The sequence below is a fragment of the Agrobacterium sp. DE0009 genome, from assembly GCF_007680755.1.
GTDB lineage: Bacteria > Pseudomonadota > Alphaproteobacteria > Rhizobiales > Rhizobiaceae > Agrobacterium > Agrobacterium tumefaciens_B.
The window spans coordinates 80087-96313 of the sequence record NZ_VEIU01000004.1 but is presented as its reverse complement, the minus strand read 5'-3'; the positions used below and the strand labels follow the sequence as shown (position 1 = coordinate 96313).

Here is a 16227-nt window from a genome sequence, read left to right as displayed (position 1 = left end):
CCGATTATACAGAAGATGGGGCAGCCGTATAGACGGCCAAAGACGAACAGCCATCACACGATGTTCACAAAATGGAATGGAATCAGCATTCTATGCTGACAAGCTCAGACGGGGCCGACCGATTCCCGCAGGATCAACTCGACCGGCCAGAGTTCCTGGACCTCCTGCACCGGACGACCGCCTATAATCTGCAACAGCAGGTCCGTTACCCGCATCCCCGCCATGCGCATCGGCGAGCGCGTGGTGGAAAGGGGCGGCATCATGCTCTCCGGCGTCAGGTACGGAAAAACATCGTCGTGAGCGATGACGGAGACATCCTTGCCGATGGTGAGCCCCATCTGCGTTGCGGCGCGGTAGACGCCCTGAGCCGTCATCATTGCACCGGCAACGAAGGCCGTGGGGCGCGGTGTCTGCTCGAGAAGCGAGCGGGCGAAACGAAACGCCGTTTCCTCGCTGAAATGCTCATTCATCATGAAACGCGGCTCCGGCGTTATCCCGTGGGTTGCCAGTGCTTCGCGAAAGCCTCGCTCGCGGTCCTGCACGAATGTGCGGCCAACGGGACCGTTGATCAAAGCGATGGTTCGATGTCCACGTTCCAGAAAATGGATCGTCGGGCGGTAGGTGACATCGTGGTTGTCGATATCGAGCCAGGCATGTTCGAACGCTGTCCTCGAGCGTCCGTGAACGATGAAGGGAATACCCAAGCGGTTCAGCAGTGCAATACGTTCATCGTCAGGGCGCGGTGAATGCACGATGATACCGTCCACGCGGCCGCTCGCGGCAAGCCGGCTGAAGATCGCCAGCTCCTCATCAAGATTATTGTCTACGGTGACGCTGACAAGAATATCAGTCTCTTCCCGTTCGAGCCGCGTCGCCATGCCGCCCATGAATTCGGAAAAGAAATGCCCGCCACCCGACCGGCCCATCACGACCCCAATCGCGCCTGCCCTGCCCGTCGCCAGCCTCACGGCGTTTGCATTCGGCCGATAGCCGTATTTCAAGGCAGCATCCATCACCCGCTGCCGCGTCTCCTCGCGCACCTCGGGGTAACCGCCAAGCGCGCGGCTGACTGTGGTCGGCGAGAGCCCGACCTTTTCTGCAAATTCCTTGAGCTTCATATTTTTTGCCAATTTGCCCCTGCATGCGTCGCCGCCGCGGATTTTTCAAGCCGACAAAAATTGAAAACGATTTCAATTTTCCTCCATCTGAAACCTTACAGTTGATCTCCCTGAAAGGCAAACATCGAAAATCGCGAACGAAATCGCCCGATTTCCAGTGCGCTAGAAAGAGTATTGACAGATTGCTCGGCTTTTGAGAGCCTCGCGCTAGTCAAAAGCGCTTTCAATTTTGAGGACAATCGGGAGCGTCAACGGAGGAGTTTGACAATGAATATTTCAATCAAGACTTTGTTCCTGTGCGGCAGCGTACTTTCCGCTGCTGTTTCGGTGCAGGCGGCGGAGATTTCCATCGCTGCGAATTCCACCGGAAAGAACGTCGCATTTTTCCGCGAACGGATTGCTGCCTTCGAAAAAGAAAGCGGGCACAAGGTCAATCTAGTGACCATGCCTTCTTCTTCGAGCGAACAATTCAGCCAGTACCGGCTTTGGCTTGCCGCCGGCAACAAGGACGTCGACGTCTACCAGACGGACGTTATCTGGGCGCCGCAATTGGCAGACCAGTTCGTGGATCTGACGGCAGCGACCAAGGATGTCATCGGAGATCATTTCCCCTCGATCGTCGCCTCTCAGACGGTGGACGGCAAACTCGTTGCCATGCCGATGTTTACCGACGCGCCGGCACTGTTCTATCGCAAGGACCTTCTTGAAAAATACGGCAAGCAGCCACCGAAGACCTGGAAGGAACTCAGCGAAACCGCCAAGGAAATTCAGGAGAAGGAGCGCGCGGCCGGCCAGAAGGACCTCTGGGGTTTTGTTTTCCAGGGCAGCGCCTATGAGGGTCTGACCTGCAACGCGCTGGAATGGATCGCCTCAGCCGGCGGCGGGCATATCGTAGAAACAAATGGCGATATCTCCGTCAACAATGAAAAGGCCGCCGCGGCCATCGAAACCGCCAAAGGCTGGGTCGGCACCATCGCGCCCCAGGGCGTGCTTGCCTACAAGGAAGAGGAAGCGCGCGGCGTCTGGCAGACCGGCAATTCCGTCTTCATGCGCAACTGGCCATACGCCTACGCGCTTGGCAATGGCGACGATAGCGCCATCAAGGGCAAGTTCGGCGTCACCCCGCTGCCGGCTGGTGCAGAAGGCGAAGCACCGGCCTCGACGCTCGGCGGCTGGAATCTCGCGGTCTCGAAATACTCTGCCAACCAGGAAGCGGCCATCCAGCTGGTCAAATTCATGGCGTCCAAGGACACCCAGAAGATGCGCGCCGTGCAGCTTTCCAACATGCCGACGATCGCCTCGCTCTACGACGACAAGGATGTTGCGGCGGCGCAGCCCTTCATGCCCACGTGGAAGCCGATCTTCGAGACCGCTGTTCCCCGCCCTTCCGCCTCCGCCAAGGTAAAATACAATGAGGTTTCGGCCAAGTTCTGGGGCGCCGTGCACAACACGCTCTCCGGCAACGGTACGGCGGCGGAAAATCTCGAGCTTCTCGAGGTCGAACTGACCGATCTCAAAGGCAACGGCTGGTAACCCGCCCGCACGGGAGGCGGTCACGCCTGATCATCTCCCGTGCCCAAACCGCGAGATATCTTCATGAACGACATCGCCCTTCAAAGGCCGGTCGCGGCTTCCGGCACCGGCTCCGACCTGCAGTCGGAACGACTGAAATCCGCCTGGCTGTTTCTGGCCCCCACATTTCTGGTTCTGGCGCTGGTGGCCGGTTGGCCGCTGGTGCGCACCGTCTGGTTCAGTCTTACCGATGCGTCGCTGACCGCTCTCGAAGGCGCGCAATTTGTCGGCCTCAAAAACTACCTCACCTGGATCACGCTCAGCAGCGGCCGCACGATCTATCGCGGCCTGCTTGCAGACCCCGCCTGGTGGGGTGCGGTTCTCAATACGCTGAAATTCACTGTCGTCTCCGTCAGCCTCGAAACGGTGCTCGGACTAATCGTCGCATTGGTGCTGAACGCGGAATTCAAGGGCCGCGGTCTCGTGCGTGCAGCCATTCTCGTTCCCTGGGCGATCCCCACCATTGTCTCCGCGCAAATGTGGGCATGGATGCTGAACGACCAGTTCGGCATATTGAATGACCTGTTCCTCAATCTGGGGCTGATCTCCAACAAGATCGCCTGGACGGCCAATCCCGAAACCGCGATGGTCGCCGTCTTGATCGTCGACATCTGGAAGACCACGCCCTTCATGGCGCTTCTCATTCTCGCCGGTCTTCAGATGGTGCCGAAGGATATGTATGAGGCAGCGAAGGTGGATGGGATTCATCCCGTCAAGGTGTTCTTCCGTGTCACCCTGCCAATGATCCGTCCGGCGCTGATGGTCGCCGTGATTTTCCGCATGCTGGATGCAATGCGCGTGTTCGACCTGATCTACATCCTGACGCCGAATAACGCCCAAACGCGCACGATGTCCGTGCTCGCACGCGAGAACCTGTTCGATTTCGACAAGTTCGCCTATGGCGCGGCCGCCTCCACCATGCTGTTCCTCATCATCGCCTCGATCACGGTCATCTATATGTGGCTCGGGCGCGTTAACACGGATGGAGCCCAGCGATGACAATGCCAAACATCCTGAAAACCACCGCTTTTTATGCGCTGGTCGCCGTTATCATGGTGATCTCGGTATTCCCCTTCTATTACGCCATCCTGACCAGTCTTAAATCCGGTTCAGCCCTGTTCCAGGTCAATTACTGGCCGCGCGAATTTTCGCTTACCAACTACAACTTCGTCATCGGCAATGGCACCTTCCTGCGCAATCTCGGCAATTCGTTGCTGGTTGCGTCGTCCGTGGTCATCCTGTCGCTGTTTCTGGCGGTTACGGCATCCTATGCGCTGGCTCGTGTCCGCTTCCGCGGCCGCGCGCTGCTTCTCCTCACCATCCTGTCGGTTTCGATGTTCCCGCAGATCGCCGTTCTCGCCGGCTTGTTCGAATTGATCCGCTGGGCCGGCATCTTCAACACGCCGCTCGCGCTGATCTTTTCCTACATGATCTTCACCCTGCCTTTCACGGTCTGGGTGTTGACAACCTTCATGCGCGACCTGCCGATCGAGATCGAGGAAGCGGCGATCGTGGATGGCGCGACACCATGGGTCATCATCACCCAGGTCTTCATGCCACTGATGTGGCCCGCACTCGTTACGACAGGGCTTCTCGCCTTCATTGCGGCGTGGAACGAATTCCTCTTCGCGCTCACCTTCACCTCATCGAACGAGCAGCGCACCGTGCCCGTCGCCATTGCCCTTCTGTCTGGCGGCTCGCAGTTCGAAATCCCGTGGGGAACGATTATGGCCGCGTCCGTCATCGTCACCGCTCCGCTCGTTGTCCTCGTTCTGATCTTCCAGCGACGCATCATCTCCGGCCTCACGGCCGGCGGCGTCAAAGGCTAGGAGAAATTTCATGACCACCATTCAACTGCGCGATCTTCGCAAGTCCTTCGGCGCCTTCGATGTCATCAAGGGCATCGACATGGATATTCGCTCCGGCGAGTTCATGGTCTTTGTCGGCCCCTCCGGCTGCGGCAAGTCCACCCTTCTGCGCCTCATTTGCGGGCTGGAAGAAATCACCGGCGGTACGCTGTCCTTCGACGGCGAAACCGTGAACCGTCTGCCACCCGCCAAGCGCGGCGTCGCCATGGTCTTCCAGTCCTACGCACTTTATCCGCATATGACCGTGTTCGAAAACATGGCCTTCGGCATGAAACTATCCGGTGCAGACAAGGAGCAGCGGCGCAAGCGTGTGGAGGCGGCGGCCGAGATGCTGCAACTCACGCCTTATCTGGAGCGTCTGCCAAAGCAGCTCTCCGGCGGCCAGCGTCAGCGTGTCGCCATCGGCCGCGCCATCGTGCGCGATCCCAAGGTCTTCCTCTTCGATGAACCGCTCTCCAACCTCGATGCAGCGCTGCGCGTCGCAACCCGCCTGGAGATCGCCAAGCTGCACCGCGAAATGCATGATACGACGATGATCTATGTCACGCATGATCAGGTGGAGGCCATGACGCTCGCCGACCGCATCTGCGTGTTGCGCGATGGCCGTGTCGAGCAGATCGGCACGCCGCTCGAGCTTTACGAGAGCCCCGTCAACACCTTCGTCGCGGGCTTCATCGGCTCGCCGAAGATGAACTTTCTGGCAGGCAAATATGCCGAAACCGAGGGCGCAAAAACCATCGGCATCCGCCCTGAACATATTACCATCACAACGGACGGGAACGGTTGGAATGGCGAGATCGTTCATTCGGAGATGTTGGGATCTGACAGCTACATCTATGTCGAGATCGGCTCTGGCGAGCCGGTCGTCGTTCGCGAAGAGGGCGTGACAGGCCGAAAGGCAGGCGAACGCATCACTATTGTGCCGGATGCGGCGCAAATCCACCGTTTTGACGCTGAAGGCAGGGCGCTTTCCCGCAACCCCGCCCGGGGTGCTGCCTGATATTTCACTTTTGCCGGTCAACCCAAGGAGCCGGCTTTCACCAAGGAGCATGAGAATGGCCATCAACACCGTTGTATGGGGCGAAAATATCCACGAACACATCAATGAGACGGTGCGTTCGATCTATCCAAACGGCATGCACAACACGATTGCCGACGCTCTGAACCAGGACGCGGAGATCAACGCCACCACCGCCACACTGCAAGAGCCGGAACACGGGCTTTCGCAGGAGCGTCTCGACAACACCGACGTTCTGGTCTGGTGGGGCCACAAGGACCATGGCGCCGTACAGGATGAGATCGTCGAGCGCGTTGCCAAGCGGGTCTGGGAAGGCATGGGTCTCATCGTCCTGCATTCCGGCCACTTCTCCAAGCCCTTCAAGCGGCTGATGGGCACGCCCTGCGCGCTGAAATGGCGTGAGGCAGGTGAACGCGAGCGCCTGTGGACGATCAATCCGCGCCACCCGATTGCCGCTGGTCTGCCTGAACATTTCGAGCTTGAGAACGAAGAAATGTATGGCGAGCAGTTCTCGGTACCGGAACCATTGGAAACCGTCTTTATCTCTTGGTTCCAGGGCGGCGAGGTCTTCCGTTCCGGTCTGACCTGGCGGCGTGGGGCGGGCAACATTTTCTATTTCCGTCCTGGGCATGAAACCTATCCGACCTACCATGACGCCAACGTCCGGAAGGTCATCAGCAACTCGGTCAAATGGGCCTATAACCCGGCCGGCGCCCTAAAGAGCATTCACACCGCTCCCAACGTCCCCGTCGATCAGGCGCTGGAGCTGATCGAAGAACGCGGTCCGAAGCTGCACAAGGCGGGCGAAGCAGGTTATAGATAAGGGCTTGGAGATAACTGGCCATGAGACTTCTCATTCTTGGAACCGGTGGTATGGCGAACAATCACGCCACCTACTTCTCGCAAATCGCTGGCGTTGAACTTGTCGCGGCGGTGGATGTGGACGATGTGGTGGTGCGGGCATTCGCGCTGCGCCATAACATACCGCTGTCATTCACTTCTCTCGATGATGCGATCGCCTGGGGCGAATTCGATGCGGCGGCCAATGTCACGCCGGACGCCATTCATCATCCCACGAGTCTGAAACTCCTTGCCGCGGGCAAGCACGTCTTCTGCGAGAAACCGCTTGCGGAAAACTATGCCAACGCTGCGGAAATGGCCGATGCTGCCGAAAAGGCCGGGCTCGTGGCCATGGTCAACCTCACCTATCGCAATGTCGCCCCACTTCAGGCGGCACGCGAGATGGTGCTTTCAGGCAAGATCGGCAAAGTGCGCCATCTCGAGGCGTCATACCTCCAAAGCTGGCTCGTTTCCAAGGCCTGGGGCGACTGGATGACGGAAAGCAAGTGGCTTTGGCGGCTTTCCACCAAGCATGGCTCGAACGGCGTGCTCGGCGACGTCGGCATCCACATCCTCGACTTCGCCTCCTATGGTGCTGGCAGCGATGTGGAGCGCATCTTCACGCGCCTGAAGACCTTCGACAAATATGAAGGCAACAAAATCGGCGCTTACGATCTCGACGCCAACGACAGCTTCACCATGACCGCCGAACTGGAAAACGGGGCGATGGGCGTCATCCATGCCAGCCGCTGGGCAACCGGCCACCTGAACGAGCTTCGCCTGCGCATCCACGGCGACAAGGGCGCGCTCGAGGTGATCCACACGCCTGATTACTCCAGCCTGCGCGCGTGCATCGGCGAAGACGTCGAAAAAGCGATCTGGAAGACGATCGATGTCGATCCCGTGCCCACCAACTACGAAAAGTTCGCCAAGGCCGTTATGGAAGGCGGTGTCGCTGATCCGGACTTCCGCCACGCCGCAAACCTGCAAAAGGTGCTCGATCTGTCGATCATCGCCGATCGGGAGCGCCGCGAGCTCGCCGTTTCTGCTTGATGTGCGAAAGAGCGGTGGCGCGAGCCGCCGCTCGAACGCTTCCTGATCATGTCTCATGGGAACTCCGCGCGCTCGCTCCCACCACAAATCTCAATATTCTGTTGCTCTCCGGTTTCGCAACTTGCCTTCAAACCTTCCCAAGGCTAAAAGAACAAAAAGTGAACTACGGGAGGTCTTATGAGCGACACGGCGGCACCCGCACTGAAGGAAATCTTCAACCGCGAAAAACTGCAGCATATCGCTGATCAGACCAAAGCTGTTTATCCGCCCTTCGACGTGTCCGCCTTCATGGCGCTTGCGACGGCGAATCTCGAGGCGCTTGGGATCATGCAGCGCATGCGCCAGGTGGCGACCAGCCTGCATGCAACTCTTCCCGGGGACTACGCTCGCAATATTGAGATTCTCAGCGCTGCAGCTCCTGGCATCGGCAATGGTTTTGCCTCCATTTCGCTGCCGGAATATGTCGCACTGTACGGCCTAAATGATTTTGATCTCTCCATGGAGGCACTGCAATATTTCACGCGTTTCGGCTCTTCGGAATTCGCCATACGGCATTTTCTGCAGAAGGATATCGCGCGTACTATCGCTGTGATGGAAACATGGACGCAACATGATAACGAGCATGTCAGGCGGCTGGCGAGCGAAGGTTGTCGGCCTCGGCTTCCCTGGTCGTTCCAGCTTAAATCGCTCGTTGTCGATCCCTCTCCCGTCACCGCTATCCTAGACGCCCTGAAAGCGGACGAGGCGCTTTATGTGCGTAAATCCGTCGCCAATCACCTGAACGATATTACCAAGGACAATCCCGACTTCGTACTGGCGCTGATCGACACCTGGCCGAAAGACGACCCGCATACGCGCTGGATCATGCGGCAGGCCCTTCGCACCCTCATCAAGAAAGGCGATGCCGCAGCACTCGCCCATCTGGGTGCGCATGGTGAGGCGCAGATTGCGCTCGCGTCTTTTCAGGTATCGCCGGATAAGGTTGTTCTTGGCAATCCGGTGCGGATTGCAACCTCTTTCACCTCGACGGCGAAGAGCTCGCAGAAACTGGTGATCGACTACGCCGTCCACTACGTGAAGAAGAACGGCGGCACGTCCGCCAAGGTCTTCAAATGGAAGGAAGTCGAGCTTCAGCCCGGCGAAACCTGCGCGCTGTCGATCAGCCGCGCCACCAGGGATTTCACCACCCGCAAACATTATGCCGGCACCCACAGGGTCGACCTTATGATCAATGGCAGGCTCGCCGCAGACAGTGCTTTCGAGCTTCTGGTCTGAAGCCGGTCTTTTACCTTTTACGCCGCCGGGAAAATCTTTGCCCGGCGGATGATGACGGAACCGCGATCACCCGCCGTGACGTCGTTTTCCGGCGGCACGTCGAACTCGAGAATGTCCCCGCCATCGGTGCTGACAATCACCCGTCTTTCCCCGGCGCGGTCGAGAACACGCTCCACGCAGGCGGGAATGCCCTCATGGAGATCCTCCCATTCGAGATCACCCGGCCGGGCATAGATATCAACGGCACCGTCGCCGTGGCCATAAGAGAAAGGCAGTTCGTTATCGCCGACATAGATTTTTCCGCCCCGCGCCACACCGGGCACGCGGTTGGCATCGCCGAGGAAACGCATGACAAAAGAGCTGTTGGGTTGGCGGCAAACCTCTTTCGGCGTGCCCTGCTGCACGATCTCCCCCTGGTTGAGAATGACCACGCGGTCGGCAAGATCGAGCGCCTCTTCCTGATCGTGGGTCACGAAGATCGTGGTAATGCCAAGTTCGGAATGGATCTCACGAAGCCAGCGCCGCAGGTCACGACGCACATTGGCATCCAGCGCCCCGAAGGGTTCGTCCAGCAGCAGTACCTTCGGATCGACCGAAAGAGCGCGCGCCAAGGCAACCCGCTGTCGCTGCCCGCCGGATATCTGCGCCGGAAAACGGTCGCCAAGACCCTCAAGCTTCACAAGGCGCAGCAGCTCCTGCACGCGGGCATCGATCGCCGCCCGGTCGCGCTTTACCTTCGAGACCTTCATGCCGAAGGCGATGTTTTCATTCAGCGTCATATGCGGAAACAACGCATAATGTTGGAACACGAAGCCGACACCGCGGTCGCGCACCGGAATATTGGTGGCGTCCTCGTCCCCAAACAGGATGCGACCGCCATCGCTATATTCGAGGCCGGCCACCATGCGCAAAATCGTCGTCTTGCCGGAGCCGGAGGGACCGAGCAGGGCGAGAAGCTCGCCACTTTCGATATCCAGCGAAACATCGCGCACGGCGCGGAAGGTATCGAAGGTCTTCACTACATTTTCGAGGCGGATTTTCATTGAAATCAGGTCTCCGTAGCGATGGCGGCATCGCCGTTGGTCTTTTTACGCCCGCGGCCAGCACCGCGTTGCTCCAGCGCCACTTTTGCAATGATGGTGACCACGGCGAGCAAGGCAAGGATGGAGGCTGACGCAAAGGCGCCAGCCGTCTGGTAATCGTGATACAGCAGCTCGATATGCAGCGGCAGCGTGTTTGTCTGGCCGCGAATATTGCCGGAGACCACAGACACAGCGCCGAATTCACCCATGACGCGGGCATTGCACAACACGACGCCATAAAGCAGCGCCCATTTGATGTTCGGCAAGGTCACCGAAAAGAAGGTGCGCCACCCGGAGGCACCAAGCGAAGTCGCCGCCTCTTCGAGATCGCGGCCCTGCGCCTGCATCAGCGGGATAAGTTCTCGCGCCACAAAGGGTGCGGTCACGAACATCGAGGCGATGACGATGCCGGGCAGCGCAAACAGTATCTTGATATCATGGGCATCGAGGAACGGGCCGAAAAGGCCCTGGAGGCCATACACGAAGAGATAGGCGACACCCGCAACGATGGGGGAAATGGAGAAAGGTATCTCGATCAATACCAGCAGAAAGCGTCTGCCGGGGAAATCAAACTTCGTGATGGACCAGGCCGCCGCAATGCCGAAGGTGGTGTTGACTGGCACCGCGATCAGCGCCGTCAGAACTGTCAACATGATGGCATGGCGGGTATCGGGATGTGTGATGGTGGCCGAATAGGCTTTCCAGCCCTGCGAAAACGCTTCGACGCCGATGATGACAAGCGGCGCCACCACCAGCACGGCGCCAATGATGAGCACGAAGGCGATCAGGCTGCGGCGCACCCATGGGGCATCACCAACGCGCGGCGGTTTGCGGTGCGAAGAAACGATCCTCATGGCTTAGCTCCTCACCGTGTAACGCAAGGCGCGCGACTGTAGAAAGTTGGTCAAAGCCAGCATGACGAATGCGGTGATGAGCAGAACTGACGCGATCGCGGCGGCTGCCTGATAATCATATTCCTCCAGCCGGATAAAGATCAGCAGCGCCGTGATCTCCGTCGACAAGGGCTGGTTGCCCGCGATGAAGATGATCGCGCCGAATTCACCAAGGCTACGGGCAAAGGAGAGCGAGAGACCGGCAAGCAGCGCCGGCGTCAGCAATGGCAAAATGACCTTGCGGAAAATCTCCATATCCGAGCCGCCAAGCGACTGTGCCGCTTCCTCCAGTGCCGGGTCGAGGTCTTCCAACACCGGCTGAACGGTGCGCACAATGAAGGGGAGGCTGGTGAAGGCCATGGCCACCATAATGCCGAGCGGCGTATAGGCCACCTTGATGCCGAATTGGGAAAGAACCGAGCCGAACCAGCCATTGCCCGCAAACAACGTCGTCAGCGCAATACCGGCGACGGCCGTGGGCAGCGCAAAGGGCAGATCGACAATGGCGTCGACGAGACGCCAACCCGGAAAGCGATAGCGCGTGAGCACCCAGGCAAGGGCAAGGCCAAACACGACATTAAAGAGGGTGGCAGCGAGAGCGCAGACAACCGTAACACGATAGCTCGCAACAGCGCGCGGCGACGAGATGATCGACCAATACTCGGCAGGTCCGAGGCTTGCCGCCTTGAAGACCAGCGCCGAGAGAGGCAGAAGCACGATAATGGCGACGTAGGTGAGAGTTACGCCAAGGGACAATTTAAGTCCCGGCAGCACATTCCGCTTCAAACCGCGCCCCCATTAATCATAAAACGACCCGGCAGTGTCCCGCCGGGTCTTGTACTTGTTGCTTGTCGCTGTGATTAGCGGCTGCCGTAAAGCGTATCAAGCGTCGCGCCGGATGCAAAATGCTCTTTCTGGATTTTGTCCCAGCCGCCGAAGACATCGTTGACGTTGACGAGGCGAATGGCAGGGAACTTGTCCTTGAATTCGCCGACGACTTTTTCGTCGTGGACACGATGGCCGAACTCGGCAGCGATACGCTGGCCTTCTTCGGTATAGAGGAAGTCGAGATAGCTTTTCGCCAGCTCACGCGAACCGCGCTTGTCGACCACCTTGTCCACCACGGCGACAGGGAATTCGGCGAGCAGGCTGACGGAGGGCACAACGCCTTCCACCTTGTCGGCTCCATATTGCTTGGCGATGCCGCGGGTCTCGGCCTCGAACGTGATCAGCACATCACCGATTTCACGTTCAACGAAGGTCGTGGTGGCGGCGCGGCCTCCAGTGTCGAACACCGGCGTGTTGTCGAAGATTTTCTTGACGAACTCTTGCACCTTCTTCTCATCGCCGTTGAACTTCTCCTTGGCGTAAGCTGTGGCGGCAAGATAGGTATAGCGGGCGTTACCAGAGGTTTTAGGATTGGGGAAAACCACTTTCACATCGTCGCGGGCAAGATCGTCCCAGTCCTTGATGCCCTTGGGGTTACCGGCGCGCACGAGGAAAGAGGGAAAAGAATAGAACGGCGAGGCGTCGTTCGGAAAATCCTTCTTCCAGTCGGCGGAAACGAAACCCTGCTTCACCAGAAAGTCGACATCCGTCACCTGATTGAAGGTGACCACATCCGCCTCGAGGCCCTCAACGATAGCGCGGGCCTGCTTGGAGGTGCCAGCATGCGACTGATCGACGGTAACACCAGGGTGCTGCTTGATGAACGCCTCGTTCTCGGCTGCGAACACTTCACGGGCGACATCATAAGACGCATTGAGAATGGTGGTCGGAGCCTGCGCCTGCGCTGCACCTGCAAATAGTGCGGCGATGGCAGTACCGATAATGAGAAGACGTTTCATGAATACCCCCGGCAATTCGAATGGCGCCCACAATAGCGGCGAGCCTCAACATCAGCGAGAAACAGAAGTTCCCGGCCGATGACTTAATCGGAAATAACGCCTAAAGAATCGATGTCCGGCAGGCGGCCATTTCATTTAGATCAGGAAGTGGGATTTGTTTTGCACCGCTCAGAGGCGATGATCGGGAAACAGATTGCCTGAATGCCCGGCAAGATAGGGTTCCAAATCCACCTCCCGCACTTCCTCCAGCCGTGCAGGTCGCCAGCGGGGGTTACGGTCTTTATCGATCAGCGCGGCGCGTACGCCCTCATAAAAATCGTGCTGCCGCAATATTTCCGTACCGGCGGCGAATTCCCGTTCCAGACATTCGATGAGGCTCATGCTCTCCCGCCCAAGGCGCAGTAGCCTCAGCGTCAGTTTCAGGCTCGTCGGGGATCGCTTTTGGAGAACGTCTAGCGTTTCGCGCGAAAATGCATCCTGTCGTGCCGACAGCGCAGCGACAATCTCCTCGATGGTGTCGAAGCCGAATGTCGCGTCGATGGTGTTCTGATTTGCCTGCAAGATGCTTTCACCAGCCTGTGCAACGTAAGCGCCGATCGTCGCCTCTATATTGTCGCGGTCCGTGGCCTGCGAGAGGTCCTGGACCAAGTCATCGAGCCGGTGTGAAGGAACAAGATAATCCGCAAAGCCGGCATAAAGGGCATCGGCGGCACCGATGACATTTCCCGTCAATCCCAACCATGTGCCACATTCCCCGGGCGCTTTCGGAAGCAGCCATGATCCACCGACGTCGGGGAAATACCCGATCCCGGTTTCCGGCATAGCGAGTTTGGTGCGTTCGGTCACGATGCGGTGGCTGCCGTGGGCCGAAATGCCGACGCCGCCGCCCATGACGATACCGTCCATCAAGGCGACATAGGGCTTACTGAAATGGGCGATGCGATAGTTGAGCGGAAACTCTTCCCGCCAAAACTCCAGCACCTGCGGGTCGCCGGCCTTGCCGAGATCGTGAATGATGCGGACGTCGCCGCCGGCGCAGAGGCCCCGCTCCCCCTCCCCGGTCAGCACCACGCATGAAATGTCAGGGTCCTCCTCGAAACGCTGCAAGGCCCGCAAGAGCGCGCGCACCATCGGGAGTGTGAGGCTGTTGATGGCTTGGGGGCGGTTAAGCCTGATGACTCCGGCCCCTCCTCGCTTCTCGACGATGACCTCCGCATGCGCCTTCATTCTCTCTTCCAAAACCGCCTCCTCCGCTGCCATTTATCGAGCCATTCTGGCGGCCTTGATGCAATCACGCAACGTTGATCTCGTCCTGAAGGAACGTCTTTCGCCCAAACCGCTTTGACGGGTAAGAAATGCCAGAATTCCGATTTTGCGATGCAGCATGTTTGCTTGACGCCCGCAAAGTCATGGCGTGTAATGAGGCCTGATAATGCCGGCATTGATTCCTGTCGAGCGTGCCGGACGAAGCAGACTGTCGCCTTCCCAAAGGCGCTGTGAACAGCAACTGGAGACGAGCATGCAGGTTTCGGAACAGGAATGGATCAGCAAAAGGGCCTACACACTTTGGGAAAAGGAAGGCCATCCGCATGGCCGTGACGCCGACCATTGGGAACAGGCCAAGCACGAGTTCTCACTGCTGAAATCGTCGGAAGCGACCAAACCGGCAACGCGCAAAAAGGCCGCTCCCAAGGCCGCCGTCGCAGAAGTCGCGCCTGATGCGGAAAATGCTGCAAAGCCGAAGAGCCGCGCGCGCAAGGCTGCCGCAAAGCAACAATAATAAAAAATAGCCCGGCAATTATTTGCCGGGCCATTATTCCTTGATATCTCAAGCGTTACTCCGAACAAGATATCGGATCGCTGACCATCCTTATTGCTGGTCTTGCTTGTCGAGCCCCAGATCGCGCCGCCATTTCATGAGCTGCTCGCGGTTGTCGTTGCTGGGGTTTCCACCAGCGTCTCCACGGGGCGGTTCAGGATTGCGATTGCCCTGATCCCATTCACCATGGCGACGTTCCCAGCGACCGTCATTCGGGCCGCCCTGACGCGGGTCCCGTGGCTCGTCGCGGCGGTTATCGCGCCAATCACCCCGGCGGCCATCCCGCCAGTCGTCACGACGGCCATCTCGCCACTCGTCGCGGCGACCGTCACGCCAGTCATCACGACGGCCGTCCCGCCATTCGTCGCGCGGACGTGGGCGGTCCCAGCCGGCGCTCGGAGGCGGTGCGTTCCAGTAACCACCAGACGGCGGCGGACGACGCCAGCGGTCACGCTCGCGGTAGAAATCGCGGTCACGGTAATAGCGGTCCCAGTAGCGGCCGGCTTCGAAGGTGATGATCGGAACGCCGAGATCGCGATAATAACGGGGCTCGACGTAGACCCGGTTTTGCCGGAACGTCGTCTGGATATAACGACCGGCGACCCAACCACGACCATTGACAAAAGAGACGTCGCACCACGGCGTGTCTGACAGGCAGCCGTGAACGGTCAATGGTGCGCCAACGGGAATCACAACGACGGCCGGATAGGCCGTACTTGGGCCGGAGCGCATGTTTACATTTGCGGTGGCGAAACCGCGCGTCGCAGCCTCGGCAAGAGCCGGCGCGGCGAGCATGGCCACCAGCGCAATTGCGCCAAACAGTTTTTTCTTCACTTCTTTCTCCTCAAGCAAAGGCCCGCTTTGCCCTTGTCGGCATCCACCATTTTCGATGGACGAGCATGCGTTTCGCATACTGCCACGATCAGAAAATACGCGTTGCTGCATGAACGCAGCATGAAACAAACGAGGTACCTGATCAGTTCCACCTGCGGCAAACCGCGCCGATAAAATGCCAAGGGAATAAACCCGCCGGTCTTGACTTCGAAGACCAATCATCCGACTTCCAATAAAACGGCAATATGGAGCTGCACCCATGAGCGAAACCGCACAGACGACCGTCGATCAGAGCGAGGTGGATCGTTTTTCCGCGATGGCTGCGGAATGGTGGAGCCCGACGGGCAAGTTCCGCCCATTGCACAAGTTCAATCCGGTGAGGCTCGAATATATCCGCAACCGTGTCTGCGACAATTTTGGTCGGGATCCGAGGGGGCACCGCCCGCTGGAGGGGCTGCGGGTTCTCGATATCGGCTGCGGCGGCGGTCTTCTTTCCGAGCCGATCGCGCGCATGGGGGCGGACGTTGTCGGTGCCGATCCGTCCGAGAAAAATATTGGCATTGCCTCAACTCATGCCCGGGAGAGTGGCGTCAGCGTCGATTACCGCGCTGTGACTGCAGAGCAGTTGCAGGCAGCGGGCGAAACCTTCGACGTCATTCTCAACATGGAGGTGGTCGAGCACGTCGCCAATGTCGACCTCTTTGTCACCACCTGCGCGAAGATGGTTCGCCCCGGCGGCCTTATGTTCGCGGCCACCATCAACCGCACGCTCAAAGCCCGCGCACTGGCAATTTTCGCGGCAGAAAACGTGCTTCGTTGGCTACCACGCGGCACGCACCAGTATGAAAAGCTTGTGCGCCCGGATGAACTCGAGCGACCGCTGGTAGCAAGCGGCATGGATATCATCCACCGCACCGGTGTCTTTTATAACGTCCTGCAGGATCGCTGGAACCTGTCGCCGGATATGGATGTCAATTATATGATGCTGGCAAAACGGCCAGCATAACG

The 16227-nt window shown here is 58.7% G+C and carries 17 protein-coding genes; 9 read left to right on the top strand and 8 right to left on the bottom strand.

Going from position 1 to position 16227, the window contains the following annotated elements; all coding sequences use genetic code 11:
- Positions 1 to 104: 104 nt before the first annotated feature.
- Positions 105 to 1118 (bottom strand): substrate-binding domain-containing protein, encoded by a 1014-nt coding sequence (locus tag FS804_RS16010; RefSeq protein WP_144577684.1) that lies wholly within the window; start codon positions 1116 to 1118, stop codon positions 105 to 107.
- 267 nt (positions 1119 to 1385) lie between these two features.
- Between FS804_RS16010 and FS804_RS16005 the strand changes: the two genes are divergently transcribed.
- The 7 genes from FS804_RS16005 (at position 1386) to FS804_RS15975 (ending at position 8744) form a co-directional block, all read left to right on the top strand.
- On the top strand, positions 1386 to 2651 hold the full coding sequence (locus FS804_RS16005; RefSeq protein ID WP_063950063.1) for an ABC transporter substrate-binding protein: 1266 nt from the start codon (positions 1386 to 1388) through the stop codon (positions 2649 to 2651).
- A gap of 63 nt (positions 2652 to 2714) precedes the next feature.
- Entirely contained in the window at positions 2715 to 3689 is a 975-nt protein-coding gene (locus FS804_RS16000; protein ID WP_144577682.1) for a carbohydrate ABC transporter permease, read from the top strand.
- Positions 3686 to 4519: a carbohydrate ABC transporter permease gene (locus tag FS804_RS15995; protein WP_063950065.1), complete on the top strand. Its 834-nt coding sequence runs from the start codon at positions 3686 to 3688 to the stop codon at positions 4517 to 4519. The genes FS804_RS16000 and FS804_RS15995 overlap by 4 nt, the downstream gene beginning before the upstream one ends.
- A gap of 10 nt (positions 4520 to 4529) precedes the next feature.
- Complete coding sequence (locus FS804_RS15990; protein WP_144577680.1) at positions 4530 to 5558, top strand: ABC transporter ATP-binding protein; 1029 nt, start codon at positions 4530 to 4532, stop codon at positions 5556 to 5558.
- Positions 5559 to 5613: 55 nt separating this feature from the next.
- On the top strand, positions 5614 to 6399 hold the full coding sequence (locus FS804_RS15985; RefSeq protein ID WP_144577679.1) for a ThuA domain-containing protein: 786 nt from the start codon (positions 5614 to 5616) through the stop codon (positions 6397 to 6399).
- A gap of 20 nt (positions 6400 to 6419) precedes the next feature.
- On the top strand, positions 6420 to 7469 hold the full coding sequence (locus FS804_RS15980; protein ID WP_063950068.1) for a Gfo/Idh/MocA family protein: 1050 nt from the start codon (positions 6420 to 6422) through the stop codon (positions 7467 to 7469).
- Positions 7470 to 7646: 177 nt separating this feature from the next.
- Positions 7647 to 8744 carry a DNA alkylation repair protein gene (locus FS804_RS15975; RefSeq protein ID WP_144577677.1) on the top strand — a complete coding sequence of 366 codons (1098 nt, stop codon included), beginning with the start codon at positions 7647 to 7649 and terminating at the stop codon, positions 8742 to 8744.
- Between the two features lie 17 nt (positions 8745 to 8761).
- Here the strand turns inward: FS804_RS15975 and FS804_RS15970 are convergent, their stop codons facing one another.
- The 5 genes from FS804_RS15970 to FS804_RS15950 all read right to left on the bottom strand — a co-directional run bounded on the left by FS804_RS15970 (position 8762) and on the right by FS804_RS15950 (position 13793).
- Positions 8762 to 9787 (bottom strand): sulfate/molybdate ABC transporter ATP-binding protein, encoded by a 1026-nt coding sequence (locus FS804_RS15970; RefSeq protein ID WP_144577675.1) that lies wholly within the window; start codon positions 9785 to 9787, stop codon positions 8762 to 8764.
- 5 nt (positions 9788 to 9792) lie between these two features.
- On the bottom strand, positions 9793 to 10680 hold the full coding sequence (cysW, locus tag FS804_RS15965) for a sulfate ABC transporter permease subunit CysW (RefSeq protein ID WP_144577673.1): 888 nt from the start codon (positions 10678 to 10680) through the stop codon (positions 9793 to 9795).
- 3 nt (positions 10681 to 10683) lie between these two features.
- Entirely contained in the window at positions 10684 to 11505 is an 822-nt protein-coding gene (gene cysT, locus FS804_RS15960; RefSeq protein WP_063950072.1) for a sulfate ABC transporter permease subunit CysT, read from the bottom strand.
- A 74-nt stretch (positions 11506 to 11579) separates the two neighbouring features.
- The gene (gene cysP, locus FS804_RS15955) at positions 11580 to 12566 is read right to left on the bottom strand and encodes a thiosulfate ABC transporter substrate-binding protein CysP (RefSeq protein WP_144577671.1); all 987 of its coding nucleotides are present in this window, start codon (positions 12564 to 12566) and stop codon (positions 11580 to 11582) included.
- Between the two features lie 168 nt (positions 12567 to 12734).
- Complete coding sequence (locus FS804_RS15950) at positions 12735 to 13793, bottom strand: enoyl-CoA hydratase/isomerase family protein (protein WP_144577669.1); 1059 nt, start codon at positions 13791 to 13793, stop codon at positions 12735 to 12737.
- Between the two features lie 292 nt (positions 13794 to 14085).
- Here FS804_RS15950 and FS804_RS15945 point away from each other — a divergent pair, with 292 nt between their 5' ends.
- Entirely contained in the window at positions 14086 to 14346 is a 261-nt protein-coding gene (locus tag FS804_RS15945; RefSeq protein ID WP_144577667.1) for a DUF2934 domain-containing protein, read from the top strand.
- A 90-nt stretch (positions 14347 to 14436) separates the two neighbouring features.
- Here the strand turns inward: FS804_RS15945 and FS804_RS15940 are convergent, their stop codons facing one another.
- Entirely contained in the window at positions 14437 to 15219 is a 783-nt protein-coding gene (locus tag FS804_RS15940) for an SH3 domain-containing protein (RefSeq protein ID WP_233282513.1), read from the bottom strand.
- A complete protein-coding gene (locus FS804_RS15935; protein ID WP_063950075.1) occupies positions 15216 to 15437 on the bottom strand; it encodes a hypothetical protein in 222 nt (73 codons plus the stop codon). The genes FS804_RS15940 and FS804_RS15935 overlap by 4 nt, the downstream gene beginning before the upstream one ends.
- Before the next feature lie 41 nt (positions 15438 to 15478).
- On the opposite strand from FS804_RS15935, the gene ubiG reads away from it, so the two are divergent.
- Positions 15479 to 16225 carry a bifunctional 2-polyprenyl-6-hydroxyphenol methylase/3-demethylubiquinol 3-O-methyltransferase UbiG gene (ubiG, locus tag FS804_RS15930; RefSeq protein WP_144577665.1) on the top strand — a complete coding sequence of 249 codons (747 nt, stop codon included), beginning with the start codon at positions 15479 to 15481 and terminating at the stop codon, positions 16223 to 16225.
- The last annotated feature ends 2 nt before the right edge of the window (positions 16226 to 16227 follow it).

What these genes read in the sequence shown, in the direction of transcription:
- FS804_RS16010 (WP_144577684.1), bottom strand. Translation starts at nt 1,118, where the DNA reads ATGAAGCTCAAGGAATTTGCAGAAAAGGTCGGGCTCTCGCCGACCACA.
- FS804_RS16005 (WP_063950063.1), top strand. Translation starts at nt 1,386, where the DNA reads ATGAATATTTCAATCAAGACTTTGTTCCTGTGCGGCAGCGTACTTTCC.
- FS804_RS16000 (WP_144577682.1), top strand. Translation starts at nt 2,715, where the DNA reads ATGAACGACATCGCCCTTCAAAGGCCGGTCGCGGCTTCCGGCACCGGC.
- FS804_RS15995 (WP_063950065.1), top strand. Translation starts at nt 3,686, where the DNA reads ATGACAATGCCAAACATCCTGAAAACCACCGCTTTTTATGCGCTGGTC.
- FS804_RS15990 (WP_144577680.1), top strand. Translation starts at nt 4,530, where the DNA reads ATGACCACCATTCAACTGCGCGATCTTCGCAAGTCCTTCGGCGCCTTC.
- FS804_RS15985 (WP_144577679.1), top strand. Translation starts at nt 5,614, where the DNA reads ATGGCCATCAACACCGTTGTATGGGGCGAAAATATCCACGAACACATC.
- FS804_RS15980 (WP_063950068.1), top strand. Translation starts at nt 6,420, where the DNA reads ATGAGACTTCTCATTCTTGGAACCGGTGGTATGGCGAACAATCACGCC.
- FS804_RS15975 (WP_144577677.1), top strand. Translation starts at nt 7,647, where the DNA reads ATGAGCGACACGGCGGCACCCGCACTGAAGGAAATCTTCAACCGCGAA.
- FS804_RS15970 (WP_144577675.1), bottom strand. Translation starts at nt 9,787, where the DNA reads ATGAAAATCCGCCTCGAAAATGTAGTGAAGACCTTCGATACCTTCCGC.
- cysW (WP_144577673.1), bottom strand. Translation starts at nt 10,680, where the DNA reads ATGAGGATCGTTTCTTCGCACCGCAAACCGCCGCGCGTTGGTGATGCC.
- cysP (WP_144577671.1), bottom strand. Translation starts at nt 12,566, where the DNA reads ATGAAACGTCTTCTCATTATCGGTACTGCCATCGCCGCACTATTTGCA.
- FS804_RS15950 (WP_144577669.1), bottom strand. Translation starts at nt 13,793, where the DNA reads ATGAAGGCGCATGCGGAGGTCATCGTCGAGAAGCGAGGAGGGGCCGGA.
- FS804_RS15945 (WP_144577667.1), top strand. Translation starts at nt 14,086, where the DNA reads ATGCAGGTTTCGGAACAGGAATGGATCAGCAAAAGGGCCTACACACTT.
- ubiG (WP_144577665.1), top strand. Translation starts at nt 15,479, where the DNA reads ATGAGCGAAACCGCACAGACGACCGTCGATCAGAGCGAGGTGGATCGT.